7 protein-coding genes are annotated in these 16,990 nt (G+C 60.1%); 4 read left to right on the top strand and 3 right to left on the bottom strand.

What is annotated here, in order from left to right; genetic code table 11:
* Positions 1 to 28 precede the first annotated feature (28 nt).
* Positions 29 to 304, top strand: a complete 276-nt coding sequence (locus CKW15_RS04110; RefSeq protein ID WP_003195589.1) for an HU family DNA-binding protein — start codon at positions 29 to 31, stop codon at positions 302 to 304.
* Positions 305 to 397: 93 nt separating this feature from the next.
* Here CKW15_RS04110 and CKW15_RS04115 read toward each other — a convergent pair whose 3' ends face one another.
* From CKW15_RS04115 to CKW15_RS04125, 3 genes are all read right to left on the bottom strand, one after another.
* Positions 398 to 793: a DUF6124 family protein gene (locus tag CKW15_RS04115; RefSeq protein WP_095151682.1), complete on the bottom strand. Its 396-nt coding sequence runs from the start codon at positions 791 to 793 to the stop codon at positions 398 to 400.
* 555 nt (positions 794 to 1,348) lie between these two features.
* Entirely contained in the window at positions 1,349 to 1,687 is a 339-nt protein-coding gene (locus tag CKW15_RS04120) for a tryptophan synthase subunit beta (RefSeq protein ID WP_095057846.1), read from the bottom strand.
* 146 nt (positions 1,688 to 1,833) lie between these two features.
* Positions 1,834 to 11,559, bottom strand: coding sequence for a retention module-containing protein (locus tag CKW15_RS04125; RefSeq protein ID WP_095151683.1), 9,726 nt, complete (start codon positions 11,557 to 11,559; stop codon positions 1,834 to 1,836).
* Positions 11,560 to 11,916: 357 nt separating this feature from the next.
* Here CKW15_RS04125 and CKW15_RS04130 point away from each other — a divergent pair, with 357 nt between their 5' ends.
* From CKW15_RS04130 to CKW15_RS04140, 3 genes are read left to right on the top strand one after another with little or no spacing between them, the layout of a single operon-like run.
* Entirely contained in the window at positions 11,917 to 13,269 is a 1,353-nt protein-coding gene (locus CKW15_RS04130; protein ID WP_095057844.1) for a TolC family outer membrane protein, read from the top strand.
* 35 nt (positions 13,270 to 13,304) lie between these two features.
* On the top strand, positions 13,305 to 15,461 hold the full coding sequence (locus CKW15_RS04135) for a type I secretion system permease/ATPase (RefSeq protein WP_095057843.1): 2,157 nt from the start codon (positions 13,305 to 13,307) through the stop codon (positions 15,459 to 15,461).
* Positions 15,451 to 16,818: an HlyD family type I secretion periplasmic adaptor subunit gene (locus CKW15_RS04140; protein WP_095057842.1), complete on the top strand. Its 1,368-nt coding sequence runs from the start codon at positions 15,451 to 15,453 to the stop codon at positions 16,816 to 16,818. Before CKW15_RS04135 ends, CKW15_RS04140 begins: the two co-directional genes overlap by 11 nt.
* Positions 16,819 to 16,990: the final 172 nt, after the last annotated feature.

Raw genomic sequence — 16,990 nt, forward strand, 5'->3', positions numbered from 1 at the left:
AACAAACCGTCAAAGGGGCTTCACTCATATGCGTAAACCAGATCTCGCCGCCGCCATTGCTGAAAAAGCAGACCTCACCAAAGAGCAAGCCAACCGCGTTCTCAACGCCGTGCTGGAAGAAATCACCGGCGCCCTGCACCGCAAAGACAGCGTAACGCTGGTGGGCTTCGGCACCTTCCTGCAGCGCCACCGCGGTGCCCGCACCGGCAAAAACCCGCAAACCGGTGAACCCGTCAAAATCAAGGCCAGCAACACCGTAGCGTTCAAGCCAGGTAAATCGTTGAAAGACAGCGTTAATCCGTAAGTGATATCCACCGCTCGCGTATCGCGGGACGGCATTAAAAATGGGCACGCCAATCAGGTTGGGTGCCCATTTTTTTGTTTCTGGTTCAGCGGATCAGCCCGCCTGGCCTTGTTGCCTGGCAATGATTGCGGCCATTTCGGGTTCATTCAGATGATCCAGTGCCTGCTCTATCAGCAGATGCACCCCGTCGGCCATGCGGCTGACCGCCAACGCAATGGAGCGGCGTGAGCCATCCACATCGTCTGCGAGGCCGGCGGCGATGGCGCTGATGGACAGCAAATCTTCTGAGGCGTTGGCCAGGAGTGCTTCAGTGTTGATGCCCGGGCAGACGCTGAAGAGTTGGCCGTTGCGCTTGGGTGGTTTCTTTTCTGCCGGTGGAATGTGAGGGTCAAGGGCGCGTTCGGTGGCTTCTTGAAGCGTGTGGGCGTCGAGGGGTTCGTAGGGCGATGCCGGATCTGTTTCCGGCGGATTGGGTGTCACCTTGAACATGTTTGCAAACTCCCTGAATGGAGCCGCAACCGCCTCGCTACTAAACGAAGTGGGTGGCAGCTGTACGCAGGTTAGTAGACCGGGGGAGTTAGCAAAACCGGCGCACCCGAAGGCGCCCTACGCACAGCCACCATCAAGTGCAGACCTATGAGCCTGACTGACGAGAACGCTATGCACCTTGCTAACAACCCATGGGCTACTAAACCCGATCACTGATAGGCAGTGACGGGGATCAAGTTACTGAGCTGCGCCAAGGCGCACAAGCCGGCGGATTCTGGCGCAACTGTAGGCAAAGGCACAAGGTGTTGTGGCTTTCATGAAGTAACTATGAAGGCCGCTAAACAAGGTTTATCGGGTTGTGTTTTCTGGGTGTAGGAAGAGCGTTTTCGCGTGATGAAACCGTCCAAAACATCGAGGAAAAATCCGACGTTTTGCCAGGGTATTAGCAGCGAAGAAGACCAAGCCCAAGGCTTGATGGCGGTCAGCAAGACCGAGTGATACTCATCGCGGAAAAACCCGCGATGGCGTCAGTACAGGCAACGATGGCGGGGGGGGTTAGATCAACCCTCCCTCATCTTCATCAATCAAATGGCTCAAGCCTCCCAACGCTTCACGGGCCTGGGTTCGGTCCATGAGCTTGGCTTGTGCCGCCGGTGGCAGGTCGGTGACGCGGATTACACCTTTCTGGGTCAGCACCTGAATCAAGTCGTCGAGTACCCGGATCATTTCCGAGTCGCTTCGCTTGAGGTGGTTCAGGCTGTGCTCAACGGTTTCGTTGGCGTACCAGGCCTGGATTTCATGATGGTCGGCCGACAGCGTTTCCGTGGCCTCGGCATAAGCCGCGGCTTCCACGCGAACCAATTGGCCTTGCGCATCGCGTTGCACGTAAAACATTGAGCATCCCTCAGAATGAACCAGCGTCATGCTGTCAGCAGCATAGGCCAACTGCACGCCAGTATGAGGCGCGCCGACGAAATCGTCATCGGGCCTTGATCACAAACGTGACGGCCGCCCCACAAGGGGCGGCCGTTATTTGTGCATCAGCTGTTGTTATGGTCGACCTTAATGGTCGGGTCGCTACCGGCAATCAGGTTGTGCAGGTTGGCGGATGACCAGTTGTTGCCTTCCAGTTTGATCGTCACGTCCGGCGTAGCGGCGGCTGCGTTGCCCGAGTTGAACTGGCCTGTACTGCTGACTTGTAGTACGCCAGCCTCCGTGATCTTCAGGAAGTTGTCGATGGTGCTGCCGGTTTCACCCTGCAACAGATCGCGCAGGTCGATGCGATCGCCTTGGTCGGCGTTGAAGTCCTTGATCACGTCGTTGCCGGTATCGCCTGCTTTCCAGACGAAGGTGTCGCCACCCAGGCCGCCGATCAGGGTGTCATTGCCTTTTCCACCCAGGAGAACGTCATTGCCGTCGCCACCGTCCAGCATGTCATCACCGGTACCACCGAGCAGAATGTCATTGCCGGTGCCGCCGTAGAGAGTGTCGATGCCACCCTGGCCAAAAATGATGTCGTTGCCGGCACCACCCAACAGCGTATCGCCGCCATCATGAGCGCCAGACACATCGAACGCGTTGTAATTCTCGGTGATGTACTGGTGCACGTTGCTTGGGGTGACTTGGCTGGTCTCGGCGCCGGTTTGCAGGCCGACGAAAGACTGAAGCGCGGTGTAGCCCTCACCGGTTACGCCATTGAAACTCACCAGGTCGCCGAAAATCAGGTCATTGCCTTCGCCGCCGCTAACGTAGTCTTTGCCCGGCAGTGCGGCCGCGCTGTGGCCAAGAATCGCGTTGGCCAGATCTGACGGGTCGATGTTGGTTTGCGGTGCTGTATTCGAGTCGTATGGCTTCAGGTCGTCGAGGTTCACGCCGTTGTTGAGGCCGATGGCTTCGACGTTCGACAGTTTGCTCAGTAATGCGAAACCGCTGGTCGAGTTGTCGGTAGTCCACCAATCGGTGCTGTTACCGCTACCGGCCAGGCTCGACAACTCGTAGGTGCCGTCGCCTTGGGCATGCAGATAGCCCACGTGCGTGTCAGACCAACTAGTCCCGTTGTTGCCATTGCCGTTGCCATTGCCGTTGTTGCCATGGCCGTTACCATCGCTCGTCAGGGTCCGGAGCGTCACGCGGCCTGACTCGCTAATCTGGATCTGGTGCGTGCTGTCGGGGTTAAGGGTGGCCGCTGTCCCCAGCTTATAGTTGCCGGTGTTGATCAGGCTATCGAGGGTTTTGCCGTCATACAGGGTCGGGTTCGTCGACTCGCTGCTTTGATAGTAGGTCGGCTTGCCGTCAGTAATGAAATACGTGAGGTTGTTCGCCCCCAATGCGGCCGAACTTTTAAACCAGTTGGCCGTGGTTTTGAACACGTCTTCGTAGTTGGTACCGCCACCGGAGGTCATCGAATCCAGAATCGACTTCAGTTGGGTCAGAGCGTCGGTGTCATTGAGGTTCACCGATACCGACTTGTTGACTTGGGTGTCGAAGTCCACCAGGAAGATTTTCACCGTCCCCGAATTGCTGCCGCCCAGGCTCTGCTTGAGTGTGCTGAACACCGACGTCAGCGACTCTTTGGCGGCGATGATCGACGACTCGCTCATGCTGCCCGAGCTGTCGACCATGAACGCGATATTGTAATTCTGGCCCGGTACGACCTTCAGCCCACCGATGTCCGCCACAATGATGTCATTGCCATCGATGCCAGTGACCGTATCGTCGCCCGCTGTTGCGGTGGTGGCTTTGTACACCGCTGGATAAATCGTGACCGGAATCTCGGCCGTGGTTGGCACTGAACCGCCGTGTGCCTCTTTGGAGGTTGATGTCACGGTCAGGTTGAACTGGCCGTTGTAGTACGGTGGCGGGGTTACGGTCAGGCTAGTGAGCGTCCAGCCGGTGACGTTGGCTTCGCCGTTGTTCGCCGTGACGGTGAAACTGTGGCCTGCGCCATCGGTGAGTACTGAGCCGACCGGTGCACCGCTGATCTTCACGCTCAGGGTTTCCGAGCCGTCGGTGTCGGTCAGGGCGGTTGTGATGGCGGACAATTTCACACTGGTGCCTTCCAGGCCCGTGTTGAGTTTGTAGCCGTCGTAGTAGCCCTCGCCATTGCTGCCGTGCAAGTTGGAGACGGTCATGCCGGCATTCACCAGATCCTGCACGCCGGTGTAGATCGGCACGCCGGCACTGCTCAGGTCGACTGGCGTACTGCCATTGACCGACAGATTGACGTCATAGCTGCCCGGGCCGCTCTGGTTGTGGTGGTAAATGTCGAGGGTGTAGTAACCGCTGGTGGTCGGAGTGAACCCCGTACCGGTGATCGTCCCACCTTTGCCCCACAAGCCGCTGGCTACGTTATTCCCGCCGATGGTCACCAGCAGACTGTCGTCAGCGCTGCCGCTGAACGTGTAGGTCTTGCCCGCTTCGAGGTAGATCAGGCCAGACGTTTTCGAGGCTGTGCCGGAGGCGACACCGCCGTTGGACTGGACGTCGGTGACGGTGCTGGTGCTGGTTGGATTTCTGGCAGCGTCAATCACCGATTTCAGTGTGTTTGTTGCCGCACCGTTACCGCCGACACCGTCGTAGCCGGTGTTGAGGCCGGACAGGCCGGTCCAGACTTCCTTGATCAGCCCGGTGGCGGTGACTGCGTTGCTAGCGACACTCAACGTTGGGATGTCAGCCACCGGGGTGATGTCGATCTTGATCGTGCCGGTAGCGCCAAGTGCCTGGCCATCGGTTGGCTGGAACTGGAATTGTGCGTAGTCCGCCATTTTGTTGCCCACAGCAGTGCCGCCGTAACCGTCCATACCCGACTCGTTGGCATCCGGCATGAATCGCAGCTTTTCGGCATCGATGTCGGCTTTGCTGAAGGTTTGGAGGGCGACGACGTCCTTCCAGGTCGAACCGTCCAGGTACTGCAGTTTGCCATCGCTTGGCAGCCCGGTGATTTGCACGCCCAGGTTGGCGGCTGGGCTGTCGACGTCGGTGACACCGAAGGTCGACCAATTGAGCACCAGCGGAGTGTCTTCTGTGCCGATGACGTTGACCGGCGCAGAGGTCGGCGCGTCATTGACCGCCACCACGTTGACCGTTGTGGTCGCGGTGTTGGAGTAGTTGCCGCCGTCGGTCACTGTCACGGTGATGGTGCGCGGCACAGTGCTCGGGTTTTCACTGTTGTTGGTGAAAGTGATGTTATTGATCTGCTGCATGTAGTCGGCCAGCGTCGCGTTGCCCGACAGAGTCACGGTAACGGTGCCATCGGTGCCAACGGTGCGGGTGGCATTGATGGTGCCGTTGGGGTTGTTGCTCAGGTTCAGCGCATCGCCGTTCTGATAGTTGGTCAGCACGATGGTCGCACCGGTCAGCATGGTGCTGTCCGGATCGGCGATGCTGATGTCGGTGTCGGCAATCGACACGCCTGCACCCGTGGTGTTTTCGGTGAAGGTTACCGTGTAGTCGGCGCCGGTGGCACCGCTGGAGTTATCGGCATCCAGGTCGAGGACCGGTGGAGCATCGTTGTCGACGATCGAGGTGCTGACACTGCCGTTCGACGTACTGATCGCGAGGTTCTCGAAGTTGCCACCGGTGGCCGAGTCGATCTTGACCACGAAGTTTTCGGTGCCTTCGGTGATCGTGTTATCGATGGTGGCGACAGTGAACGGTGCACTGCTGGCGTCCTTCGGGATAACCACGGTGTACACGCCGTGGAAGTCCGAACCATCGGCGGCGGTACCGCTGTAGACGATTTTCACGGTCACATCGGTCTGCGCCGGGTGGGTCAGGTTGACCGTGTAACTTGCAACTCCCCCTTCGGTCACGGAAGCGGTGCCGGTAATGCTGACTTCAGTCGTGTTGCGGGTGTCGGTAACTTCGGTCACCGCTGGAACGTTGCTCGGCACCAGGTTTTCGAAATTGCCGCCGGCGGCGCTGGTGATGGTTGCCTGAACGGTGCCGGCGTCGATGTAGACGTCATCCTTCGGCGCATCGACGGTCACGGTGCCGGTGGTTTCACCGGCCTTGATGGTGATCACGGCTTTGTTCGACAGGGTCACGGTGACCGGTGTGCCGGCCGGATTGCTCAGGGTAGCGGTGTAAACAATCGAGCCGCCTTCAGCAACAGAACCTGTGGCAGTCAGCGAAACGGTGGTGGTTTCGACGGTGTCGGTCACCGTAGTCACGGCCGGTGTTTTATCCGGCACGAGGTTTTCGTAGTTGCCACCGCTGGCGCCATCGATTTTCACGCTCAGTGTTTTGTCGCCAGCCAATGCATCGTTCGGAGCGGTGAAGTTGACGCTGGCGGAGCTTTCGCCGACCGGGATGGTGATGGTCTGTTTGTTGGACAGGGTCACCACTACTGGCGAGCCGGTAACGGGTGAGGTGACGGACGCGGTGTAAACCACCATGCCGCCTTCTGTGGTGCCGGGGGTGGCGGACAGCGATACGGTGCTGTTATTGACGGTGTCGGCGACGTTGGTCACGGCCGGAACCGTGCTCGGTACCAGGCTCTCGAAGTTGCCGCCGGTGGCGCCGGTGATGGTTGCCTGAACGGTGCCGGCGTCGATGTAGACATCGTCCTTCGGCGCATCGACGGTCACGGTGCCGGTGGTTTCACCGGCCTTGATGGTGATCACGGCTTTGTTCGAAAGGGTCACGGTGACCGGTGTGCCGGCCGGATTGCTCAGGGTCGCGGTGTAAACAATCGAGCCGCCTTCGTTGACGTTGGCGGTGGCGGTCAGCGAAACGGTGGTGGTATCGACAGTGTCGGTCACTGCGGTGGCCACCGGCAAACGGTTGGTGTCGACCAGTTCGAAGTTGCCGCCGCTGTGGGTGGCAATCGCGGTCACGACCTTGCCGCCATCGATGTACGGGGTGTTTGCGTGTACTGCGAAATTCGCCGAACCGGTCATGGCGCCGGCGGCGATGTTGATCACGACGCCGTTGAACAGGGTCACGGTCATGGCGGTGCCGGCCGGATTGCTCAGGGTAGCGGTGTAGGTGATCTGGCCACCTTCGCTGACGGATTCACTGGCCGACAGGCTCAACGTCGTCTTGTCGAGGGTGTCGAGGACAATGGTGCTGGCCGGTGCCTTGCTGACGTCGAGTTTTTCGAAGTTGCCGCCGGTGGCCTCGGTCATGGTCACGGTGAGTTTACTGAGGTCTCGGTAAACGTCATCGCTCGGCGCTGGAATGGTTACCGAACCGGAGGTTTTGCCAGCCTCGATGACGATGGTCTCGCCATTGCTGAGCTTGACGGTCACCGGCGTTTGCGCGGCGTTGGTCAAGGTAGCGGTGTAAGTGATGTGGTCGCCTTCGAGCACAACGACTTCGGCGCGCAAGGTCAGGTGCGTGGTGTTGGTGGTGTCGGCGACGTTGGTCACGGCCGGAACCGTGCTCGGCACCAGGTTCTCGAAGTTGCCACCGGTGGTGCCGGTGATGGTTGCCTGAACGGTGCCGGCGTCGATGTAGGCATCGTCCTTCGGCGCATCGACGGTCACGGTACCGATGGTTTCACCGGCCTTGATGGTGATCACGGCGTTGTTCGACAGGGTCACGGTGACTGGAGTGCCGGCCGGATTGGTCAGGGTCGCGGTGTAAACAATCGAGCCGCCTTCGTTGACGTTGGCGGTGGCGGTCAGCGAAACGGTGGTGGTGTTGACGGTATCGGCCACGTTGGTCACGGCCGGAACCGTGCTCGGTACCAGGCTCTCGAAGTTGCCGCCGGTGGCGCCGGTGATGGTTGCCTGAACGGTGCCGGCGTCGATGTAGGCATCGTCCTTCGGCGCATCGACGGTCACGGTACCGGTGGTTTCACCGGCCTTGATGGTGATCACGGCGTTGTTCGACAGGGTCACGGTCACCGGGGCACCGGCCGCATTGGTGAGGGTAGCGGTGTAGGTGATCTGGCCACCTTCATTGACGTTGCCGGTGGCGGTCAGCGATACGGTGGTGGTGTTGACGGTATCGGCGACGTTGGTCACGGCCGGAACCGTGCTCGGTACCAGGCTCTCGAAGTTGCCGCCGGTGGCGCCGGTGATGGTTGCCTGAACGGTGCCGGCGTCGATGTAGACGTCATCCTTCGGCGCATCGAGGGTCACGGTGCCGGTGGTTTCACCGGCCTTGATGGTGATCACGGCTTTGTTCGACAGGGTCACGGTGACCGGTGTGCCGGCCGGATTGCTCAGGGTCGCGGTGTAAACAATCGAGCCGCCTTCGTTGACGTTGGCGGTGGCGGTCAGCGAAACGGTGGTGGTATCGACAGTGTCGGTCACTGCGGTGGCCACCGGCAAACGGTTGGTGTCGACCAGTTCGAAGTTGCCGCCGCTGTGGGTGGCAATCGCGGTCACGACCTTGCCGCCATCGATGTACGGGGTGTTTGCGTGTACTGCGAAATTCGCCGAACCGGTCATGGCGCCGGCGGCGATGTTGATCACGACGCCGTTGAACAGGGTCACGGTCATGGCGGTGCCGGCCGGATTGCTCAGGGTAGCGGTGTAGGTGATCTGGCCACCTTCGCTGACGGACTCACTGGCCGACAGGCTCAACGTCGTCTTGTCGAGGGTGTCGAGGACAATGGTGCTGGCCGGTGCCTTGCTGACGTCGAGTTTTTCGAAGTTGCCGCCGGTGGCCTCGGTCATGGTCACGGTGAGTTTACTGAGGTCTCGGTAAACGTCATCGCTCGGCGCTGGAATGGTTACCGAACCGGAGGTTTTGCCAGCCTCGATGACGATGGTCTCGCCATTGCTGAGCTTGACGGTCACCGGCGTTTGCGCGGCGTTGGTCAAGGTAGCGGTGTAAGTGATGTGGTCGCCTTCGAGCACAACGACTTCGGCGCGCAAGGTCAGGTGCGTGGTGTTGGTGGTGTCGGCGACGTTGGTCACGGCCGGAACCGTGCTTGGCACCAGGTTCTCGAAGTTGCCACCGGTGGTGCCGGTGATGGTTGCCTGAACGGTACCAGCGTCAATGTAAACATCATCCACCGGCGCCTTGACGGTCACGGTGCCGGTGGATTTGCCCGCATCGATGGTGATGACCGAACCGTTGCTCAGCGTCACCGTCATCGGTGTGCCGGCCGGGTTGGTCAGCGTCGCGGTGTAGGTGATCTGACCGCCTTCAGCGACAGAACCTGTCGCGCTCAGGCTGAGGTTGGTGGTGTTGTCGGTGTCGGTAACTTCGGTCACCGCTGGCACGTCGCTCGGCACCAGGTTTTCGAAATTGCCGCCGGAGGTACCGGTGATGGTGGCCTGAACGGTGCCGGCGTCGATGTAGACATCATCCTTCGGCGCATCAATGGTCACGGTACCGGTGGATTTGCCCGCATCGATGGTGATGACCGAACCGTTGCTCAGCGTCACCGTCATCGGTGTGCCGGCCGGGTTGGTCAGCGTCGCGGTGTAGGTGATCTGACCGCCTTCAGCGACAGAACCTGTCGCGCTCAGGCTGAGGTTGGTGGTGTTGTCGGTGTCGGTAACTTCGGTCACCGCTGGCACGTCGCTCGGCACCAGGTTTTCGAAATTGCCGCCGGAGGTACCGGTGATGGTGGCCTGAACGGTGCCGGCGTCGATGTAGACATCATCCTTCGGCGCATCAATGGTCACGGTACCGGTGGATTTGCCCGCATCGATGGTGATGACTGAACCGTTGCTCAGCGTCACCGTCATCGGTGTGCCGGCCGGGTTGGTCAGCGTCGCGGTGTAGGTGATCTGACCGCCTTCAGCGACAGAGCCTGTCGCGCTCAGGCTGAGGTTGGTGGTGTTGTCGGTGTCGGTAACTTCGGTCACCGCTGGCACGTCGCTCGGCACCAGGTTCTCGAAATTGCCGCCGGAGGTACCGGTGATGGTGGCCTGAACGGTGCCGGCGTCGATGTAGACATCATCCTTCGGCGCATCAATGGTCACGGTACCGGTGGATTTGCCCGCATCGATGGTGATGACTGAACCGTTGCTCAACGTCACCGTCATCGGTGTGCCGGCCGGGTTGGTCAGCGTCGCGGTGTAGGTGATCTGGCCACCTTCGACGACGGTGCCAGTAGCCGTGAGGCTCAGGCCGGTGCTGTCGATCGAATCGGTGATGGTGGTCACGGCTGGCGTGGTGTCCGGCACCAGGTTTTCAAAGTTGCCACCGGTAGCGCCGGTAATGGTGGTGCTGACCGTGCTGCCGTTCACATACACATCATTGGCCGCCGTCTCGACAACAACAGTGCCGGTGGTCTGGCCTGCTTCGATGCTGATGACCGAGCCATTGCTCAAGGTCACGGTCACCGGAGTGCCCGCCGGATTGCTCAACGTAGCGGTGTAAGTGATCGGGCCGCCTTCGACCACCGAACCGGTCGCGGTGAGCGTCAGGTTGGTGCTGTCGATCGAATCGGTGATGGTGGTCACGGCTGGCGTGGTGCCCGGCACCAGGTTTTCAAAGTTGCCACCGGTAGCGCCGGTAATGGTGGTGCTGACCGTGCTGCCGTTCACATACACATCATTGGCCGCCGTCTCGACAACAACAGTTCCGGTGGTCTGGCCTGCTTCGATGCTGATGACCGAGCCATTGCTCAAGGTCACGGTCACCGGAGTGCCCGCCGGATTGCTCAACGTAGCGGTGTAAGTGATCGGGCCGCCTTCGACCACCGAACCGGTCGCGGTGAGCGTCAGGTTGGTGTTGTCGATCGAATCGGTGATGGTGGTAACGGCTGGCGTGGTGTCTGGCACCAGGTTCTCAAAGTTGCCACCGGTAGCGCCGGTAATCGTAGTGCTGACGGTGCTGCCGTTGTTGTAGACGTCATTGGCCGGGGTCGGCACGTTGACGGTGCCGGTGGTCTGGCCTGCGCCGATGGTGATGGTCGAGCCGTTCGACAGGGTGACGGTCACCGGCGTCTGCGCCGGGTTGGTCAGCGTCGCGGTGTAGGTAATCTGCCCGCCTTCGGTGACATTCGGTCCGGCCGTCAGCGTGACGGTGGTGGTGTCGACGGTGTCAGTCACCTGGGTGACGACCGGGGTGGTCGGCACTGTCACGGTGATGCCGCTGCCGCCGGTGGTGCCGGTGACGGTCACGTCGATCTGGCCCGGATCGTTATAAACAGTGTCATTCGGCGCCAGTGGCACGTTGACGGTGCCGGTGGTCGAACCGGCAGGAATCACGATCACGGCACCGTTGGACAGGGTAACGGTCAGGTCGGTCAGCGGAGCCTGGGTCAGGGTCGCGGTGTACACCAGCACGCCACCGGCTTCGGTGATGGTCGGCGTGGCGCTGAGGCTCAAGGTCGAATCACGCAGGGCGTTGGCGGTGCTGTCGGAGGTCTGGCCGCCGATGTCGTTCTGCGCGGCTCTGCCTGCACCGTTGATGCCCGCAGTCGGGAACCCGATGGTCGGGTCCACGCGGCCAGCCGTGGCGTCGAGCATCACGAAGCTGTGACCACCGCCGGCGGCACCACCGCCAGAGCCCGAAGCCGACGGACCGGCTGCGGTGGCTTCCAGGTCTTTTGTCGGGTCAGCGCCGGCAACGATGGCTTGTTGCAGTTCTTCAACCGACGGTGCGGCCTGCGCGGTGGCTTCTGCCAGATCAGCGCTGGAGTCGGGTGTAGAGGCGCTCCACTGAGTGTCACGGCCCAGGTCGATGGTGCGGCCATCGGCCAGTTCCAGGGACACGGCACCGGACAAACCGGTGTCGATCTGGTCGCCGACGGACAGGCGGTCGCCTTCAACGAGAATGCGGCGGATGCCCTCTGGGGACACCACGAAAACCTGACCAACAATGCTTTTGACGATGGCAACAACACTGCTCATTGAAGACTCTCCGGGTGTCATGTTCAGTTGGGCTTCCATGGACCTGATGGCATCGCGCCGATCGGCCTGGATTGACTATTGCAAAATAAGTGCACAAATTTGACGCGGTTATTAGTCAATAAATTGGCTATATCTTTTCGCGATTAACTTTATGCCAAAGTATTGACCTTCTTGTGAGCATCCTAAACAATCGTCCCAGTAATGTCACATTGATATTTATGTGGCGACCCTGTCCTCAGTGTGTGATCCAGTTCCTCTTTTGAAACTTCCGACATACGGTCATTACGGTTGCCATCTTCCGATGCAGCGCTTTCTTTTGCTGTGATTCAAGACAAGAAGTCCCGGGAAATACCTACCATGCGTCCGCTTCTGTTCATGGCTATACCCTTCACCCTCGCAACCTCTTTTGTTCAAGCTCAATCCTTGCCTCAGGCCATGCAACAGGCGCTGGATGTCCATCCAGAGGTCCAGGCCGGCGTTAACAGCCGACTGGCCGCGGATTATCAATTAAAGGCTGCGAAGGGCGGATATCTGCCAAGGGTCGATGTACTGGGCGGTTATGGTCGCGAGGGGACTGATTCCGTTACCACGCGCACCGATGGCAGTAACAACCACTGGGAAACCCTGAACCGCAGCGAGTCAAGTTTGCGTCTCTCGCAAATGGTTTTTGACGGTTTTGCGACGTCCAGCGAAGTAGGGCGTCAACAAGCCACCGTTAACTCCCGTGCCTACTCGCTGCTGGGTACGTCCGAGCGCACCGCGTTGACCGTGGCCCAAGTTTATCTCGATGTGCTGAATCGCCGCGAGTTCGTCCGTCTGGCCGAGGACAACCTCAAGAGCCACCAACGTATTTATGACCAGATCCAGCTGCGCACTCAGCGTGGCGTCGGCAGCGGTGCCGACCTTGATCAGGCCGAAGCGCGTATGGCCCAGGCTCGCAACAACCTGCTCACTGAGCAGACCAACCTGGCCGATGCGGAAACCAACTACCTCGCCGCTGTTGGTCAGATGCCCGATCAACTGGAGCGTCCTGCCAATTTCATGGCGCTGTTGCCGGCCAACCTGAACGAAGCCCGCGCGCAAATGCTGGAAAACAGCCCGATCCTGCGCTCGGCCGAATCCGACATTGCAGCGGCCGAGAAGCAGTACGAAACCGCCAAATCGACGTTCTACCCGCGTTTCGATGCTGAATTGGGCCGCACCGCCGACAACGATATCGACGGTCAGAATGGTCACAACAACGAATGGCAAGCCATGCTGCGCATGCGCTTCAACCTGTACGCCGGCGGTAGCAACAAGGCCGATCTGGAATCCAAGTCCTACCTGTCAAACCAGGCGCTGGACATCCGTAACAACGCCCTGCGCCAGCTCAATGAAGAGCTGGGCCTGGCCTGGAATGCCCTGAACAACGCCAATGCCCAGGTGCCGATTGCCCAGCAGTACGTCGATCACAGCACCGCGGTGCGCACGGCTTACCAGCGTCAGTTCAGCCTCGGTGAGCGTACTTTGCTCGACTTGCTCGACAGCGAAAACGAGCTGTTCACCTCTTCGCTCCGTCTGGCGCAGATCAAAAATATTCAGTTATTTACTCAGTACCGAATCAAGGCGACCATGGGCGAATTGCTCAAGAGCCAGGGCGTAGTCGCGCCGTTGGCATCCGTTGTGCAGAACGACATGAAGCCCAAGGTGCAGCTGCCTGGGATGAATTGAGTTGTCCCTTTCCAACTGTATAAAGAGTGTCGAGCGTGGAATCAGAAGTCAGTCGGGTTAATCTCAGCCATGATCCACGCGCGTTGCATGATGATCCGCTGCTGGATGGTCTGCTCGCTCTGTGCATGTTGCACCAGAAACCCGCCAGCGCGGCCATGCTCACAACGGGCCTGCCGCTGCCCAAGCAACGCCTGAGTGTCGAGCTGCTGCCCCGTGCAGCGGCCCGCGCCGGCCTGCAAGGGCGAGTCCTGCAGCGCAAGCTGCAAGACATCCCCGCGATTGCCATGCCTGCGCTGTTGCTGCTCAAGGACGGTCGCAGTGCCGTGCTTCTGGGTTGGCAAGGCGAAGACCAGGCGCGGGTGCTGCTTAGCGAAAGCGACGGCGGCGAGTCCCTGGTCAGCCGCGAACTGCTGGCCGATGACTACACCGGCCAGGTTTTTTTCGCCCAACCCCAGCATAAATTCGATGTGAATCACGGCACGCTGATCCCGCGGGCACGCTCGTGGTTCCGCGACACCCTCAAGCGTTCACGCTGGCTGTATGCCGACGCCATCGCGGCGAGCCTGCTGATCAACATCATCGCCATGGCCGCGCCGCTGTTTGTGATGAACGTCTACGACCGCGTGGTACCGAACCAGGCTGAAGCCACCCTGTGGGTGCTCGCCCTGGGCATCACCGGTGCCTACATTTTCGACCTGATCCTGAAAAGCCTGCGCAGTCTGTGCCTGGATCTGGCCGGCAAGAAAACCGACCTGATCATCTCGGCGACGCTGTTCGAGCGCATCGTCGGCATGTCCATGAAATACCGCCCGGCGCGGGTCGGCAGCTTTGCCCAGAACATCCATGAGTTTCAGAGCCTGCGCGACTTCCTCGCCTCCTTGACGCTCACGAGCCTGATCGACCTGCCGTTCACGATTCTGATTTTTACCGTGATCGCGATCCTCGGCGGGCACCTGGTGTGGATTCCGGTGCTGGCGTTCCCGATAGCCCTGGTCATCGGTTATGCCTTGCAGAAACCGCTGGTGGCGACCATGGAGCGCACCATGGCGCTGGGGGCCGAGCGTCAGTCGAGCCTGATCGAAACCCTCGCCGGCCTGGATGCGGTGAAGGTCAACAACGCCGAAAGCGAACGCCAATATCAGTGGGAACAGACCATTGGCACCCTCAGCCGCCTCGAGCTGCGGGTGAAAATGCTTTCGGGTCTGGCGATGAACATCACCTTGCTGATCCAGCAATTGGCCGGGGTGATCATGATCGTCTTCGGCGTCTACCAAATCATCGCGGGCAACCTGAGCATGGGCGGGCTGATTGCCTGCTACATGCTCAGCGGCCGCGCGCTCAGTCCGTTGGCCTCGCTGTCCGGGCTGCTCACCCGTTATCAGCAAGCGCGTGTGACCATGACCTCGGTCGATCAAATGATGGAGTTGCCGCAAGAACGCAATTTCGAAGAGCGCCCCCTCAGCCGCAAAGTGCTGCAAGGGGCCATTGAGTGCCGGCAGCTGAACTTCACGTATCCCGAACAGCAGAACCCGGCGCTGAAGAACATCAACCTGACGATTCAGCCAGGCGAAAAGATCGGCATCATCGGCCGTAGCGGCTCGGGCAAAAGCTCGCTGGCGAAACTGTTGGTGGGCCTGTACCAGCCGGACGACGGCGCGTTGCTGGTGGACGGTGTGGATATCCGCCAGATCGACGTCAGCGAACTGCGCTACAACATTGGCTACGTCCCTCAGGACATCCAGTTGCTCGCCGGTACCCTGCGCGACAACCTGGTGTCCGGTGCGCGCTATGTCGAGGATGAGCTGGTGCTGCAAGCGGCAGAACTGGCCGGTGTCCACGAATATGCGCGTTTGCATCCGAAGGGTTATGAACTGCAAGTCGGCGAACGCGGGCAGAACCTTTCCGGCGGTCAGCGACAGAACGTCGCCCTGGCCCGTGCGCTGTTGCTCAACCCGCCGATCCTGCTGCTCGACGAACCGACCAGCGCCATGGACAACACCGGTGAAGAACGTCTCAAGCAACGCCTGGCGGCGGTGATCGAAAACAAGACCATGGTGCTGGTGACACACCGGGCATCGCTGTTGTCGCTGGTGGACCGACTGATTGTGATCGATCGCGGGCAGATACTCGCCGACGGCCCGAAAGCCGCGGTGATGGAAGCGTTGAAGAAGGGGCAGATCAGTGTTGCTTAAGTCGGGTGTCAAAGATTCGATCCGCCGCTACTTCAAGGGCTCCGCTTCGCTTCAGGGCCAACCGCTGCCAGAGGTCAACAAGGCGTTGATCGAGGACGCGCCTCGGGTGGTGCGGCTGACGATCTGGGCGATCATCGCGTTCTTCGTGTTCCTGATGCTTTGGGCCAACTTCGCGGTGATCGACGAAGTGACCAAGGGCGACGGCAAGGCGATTCCATCGTCGAAGATCCAGAAAATCCAGAACCTTGAAGGCGGTATCGTTGCCGAACTGTTCGTCAAGGAAGGCCAGATTGTCGAGGCCGGAGCACCGCTGATTCGCCTGGATGACACGCGTTTTGCCTCGAACGTCGGCGAAACCGAGGCCGACCGGCTGTCGATGCTGTTGCGGGTGGAACGCCTGAGCGCCGAGGTGGATGACCGCCCGCTGAATTTCCCGCAGGACGTGCTCAAGGCTGTGCCCGGGCAGGCCCAGAGCGAAGAGTCGCTCTATATCAGCCGCCGTCAGCAGTTGCACGACGAAATCGGTGGTTTGCAGGAGCAGCTGATTCAGCGTCAGCAAGAGCTGCGCGAATTCACCTCCAAGCAGGCGCAATACCGCCAGCAACTGGGTTTTCAGCGCCAGGAAATCGGCATGTCCGAGCCGTTGGTGGCCCAGGGCGCGGTTTCGCCGGTGGAAGTGCTGCGCCTCAAACGTGCCGAAGCAGAGACCCGTGGTCAGCTCGACGCCACGACCCTGGCGATTCCTCGGGCCGAATCGGCGATCAAGGAAGTGCAGCGCAAGATTGACGAAACCCGCGGCAAATTCCGCAGCGAGGCGCTGACCCAGCTCAACGAAGCGCGCACCGACCTCAACAAGGCCCAAGCCACCGGCAAGGCCCTGGAAGACCGGGTCAGCCGTACGCTGGTGACCTCGCCGGTGCGAGGCATCGTCAACAAGTTGCTGGTCAATACCATCGGCGGGGTTATCCAGCCAGGCAGCGACCTGGTGGAAATCGTGCCGCTGGACGACACCTTGCTGGTGGAGGCGAAGATCCGTCCGCAGGACATCGCGTTCCTGCACCCGGGGCAGGAAGCAACGGTGAAATTCACCGCCTATGACTACACCATTTACGGTGGTTTGAAGGCCAAGCTCGAACAGATCGGCGCCGACACCATCACCGACGAAGACAAGAAAACCACGTACTACATCATCAAAGTGCGCACCGAGCGCAGCCACCTCGGCAGCGATGACAAACCCTTGCTGATCATTCCGGGGATGGTCGCTTCGGTGGACATCATCACCGGCAAGAAAAGCGTGCTGAGTTATCTGCTCAAGCCGATCATCCGGGCGCGCGCCGAGGCGTTGCACGAGCGCTAGATCTCCATTGAGGCGACTGGCCTCATCGCGAGCAAGCCCGCTCCTACTGTAGGAGCGGGCTTGCCCGCGATGGCGTCCGCCAAAACACCACAACCCTGCCAAAAAGTGACAAATAGCGTCACACCTCAAGCGAACCAGTCCGTTAATAATCGCCATATCGTTATTCGCTAAC

Source organism: Pseudomonas sp. Irchel s3b5 (assembly GCF_900187435.1).
GTDB lineage: Bacteria > Pseudomonadota > Gammaproteobacteria > Pseudomonadales > Pseudomonadaceae > Aquipseudomonas.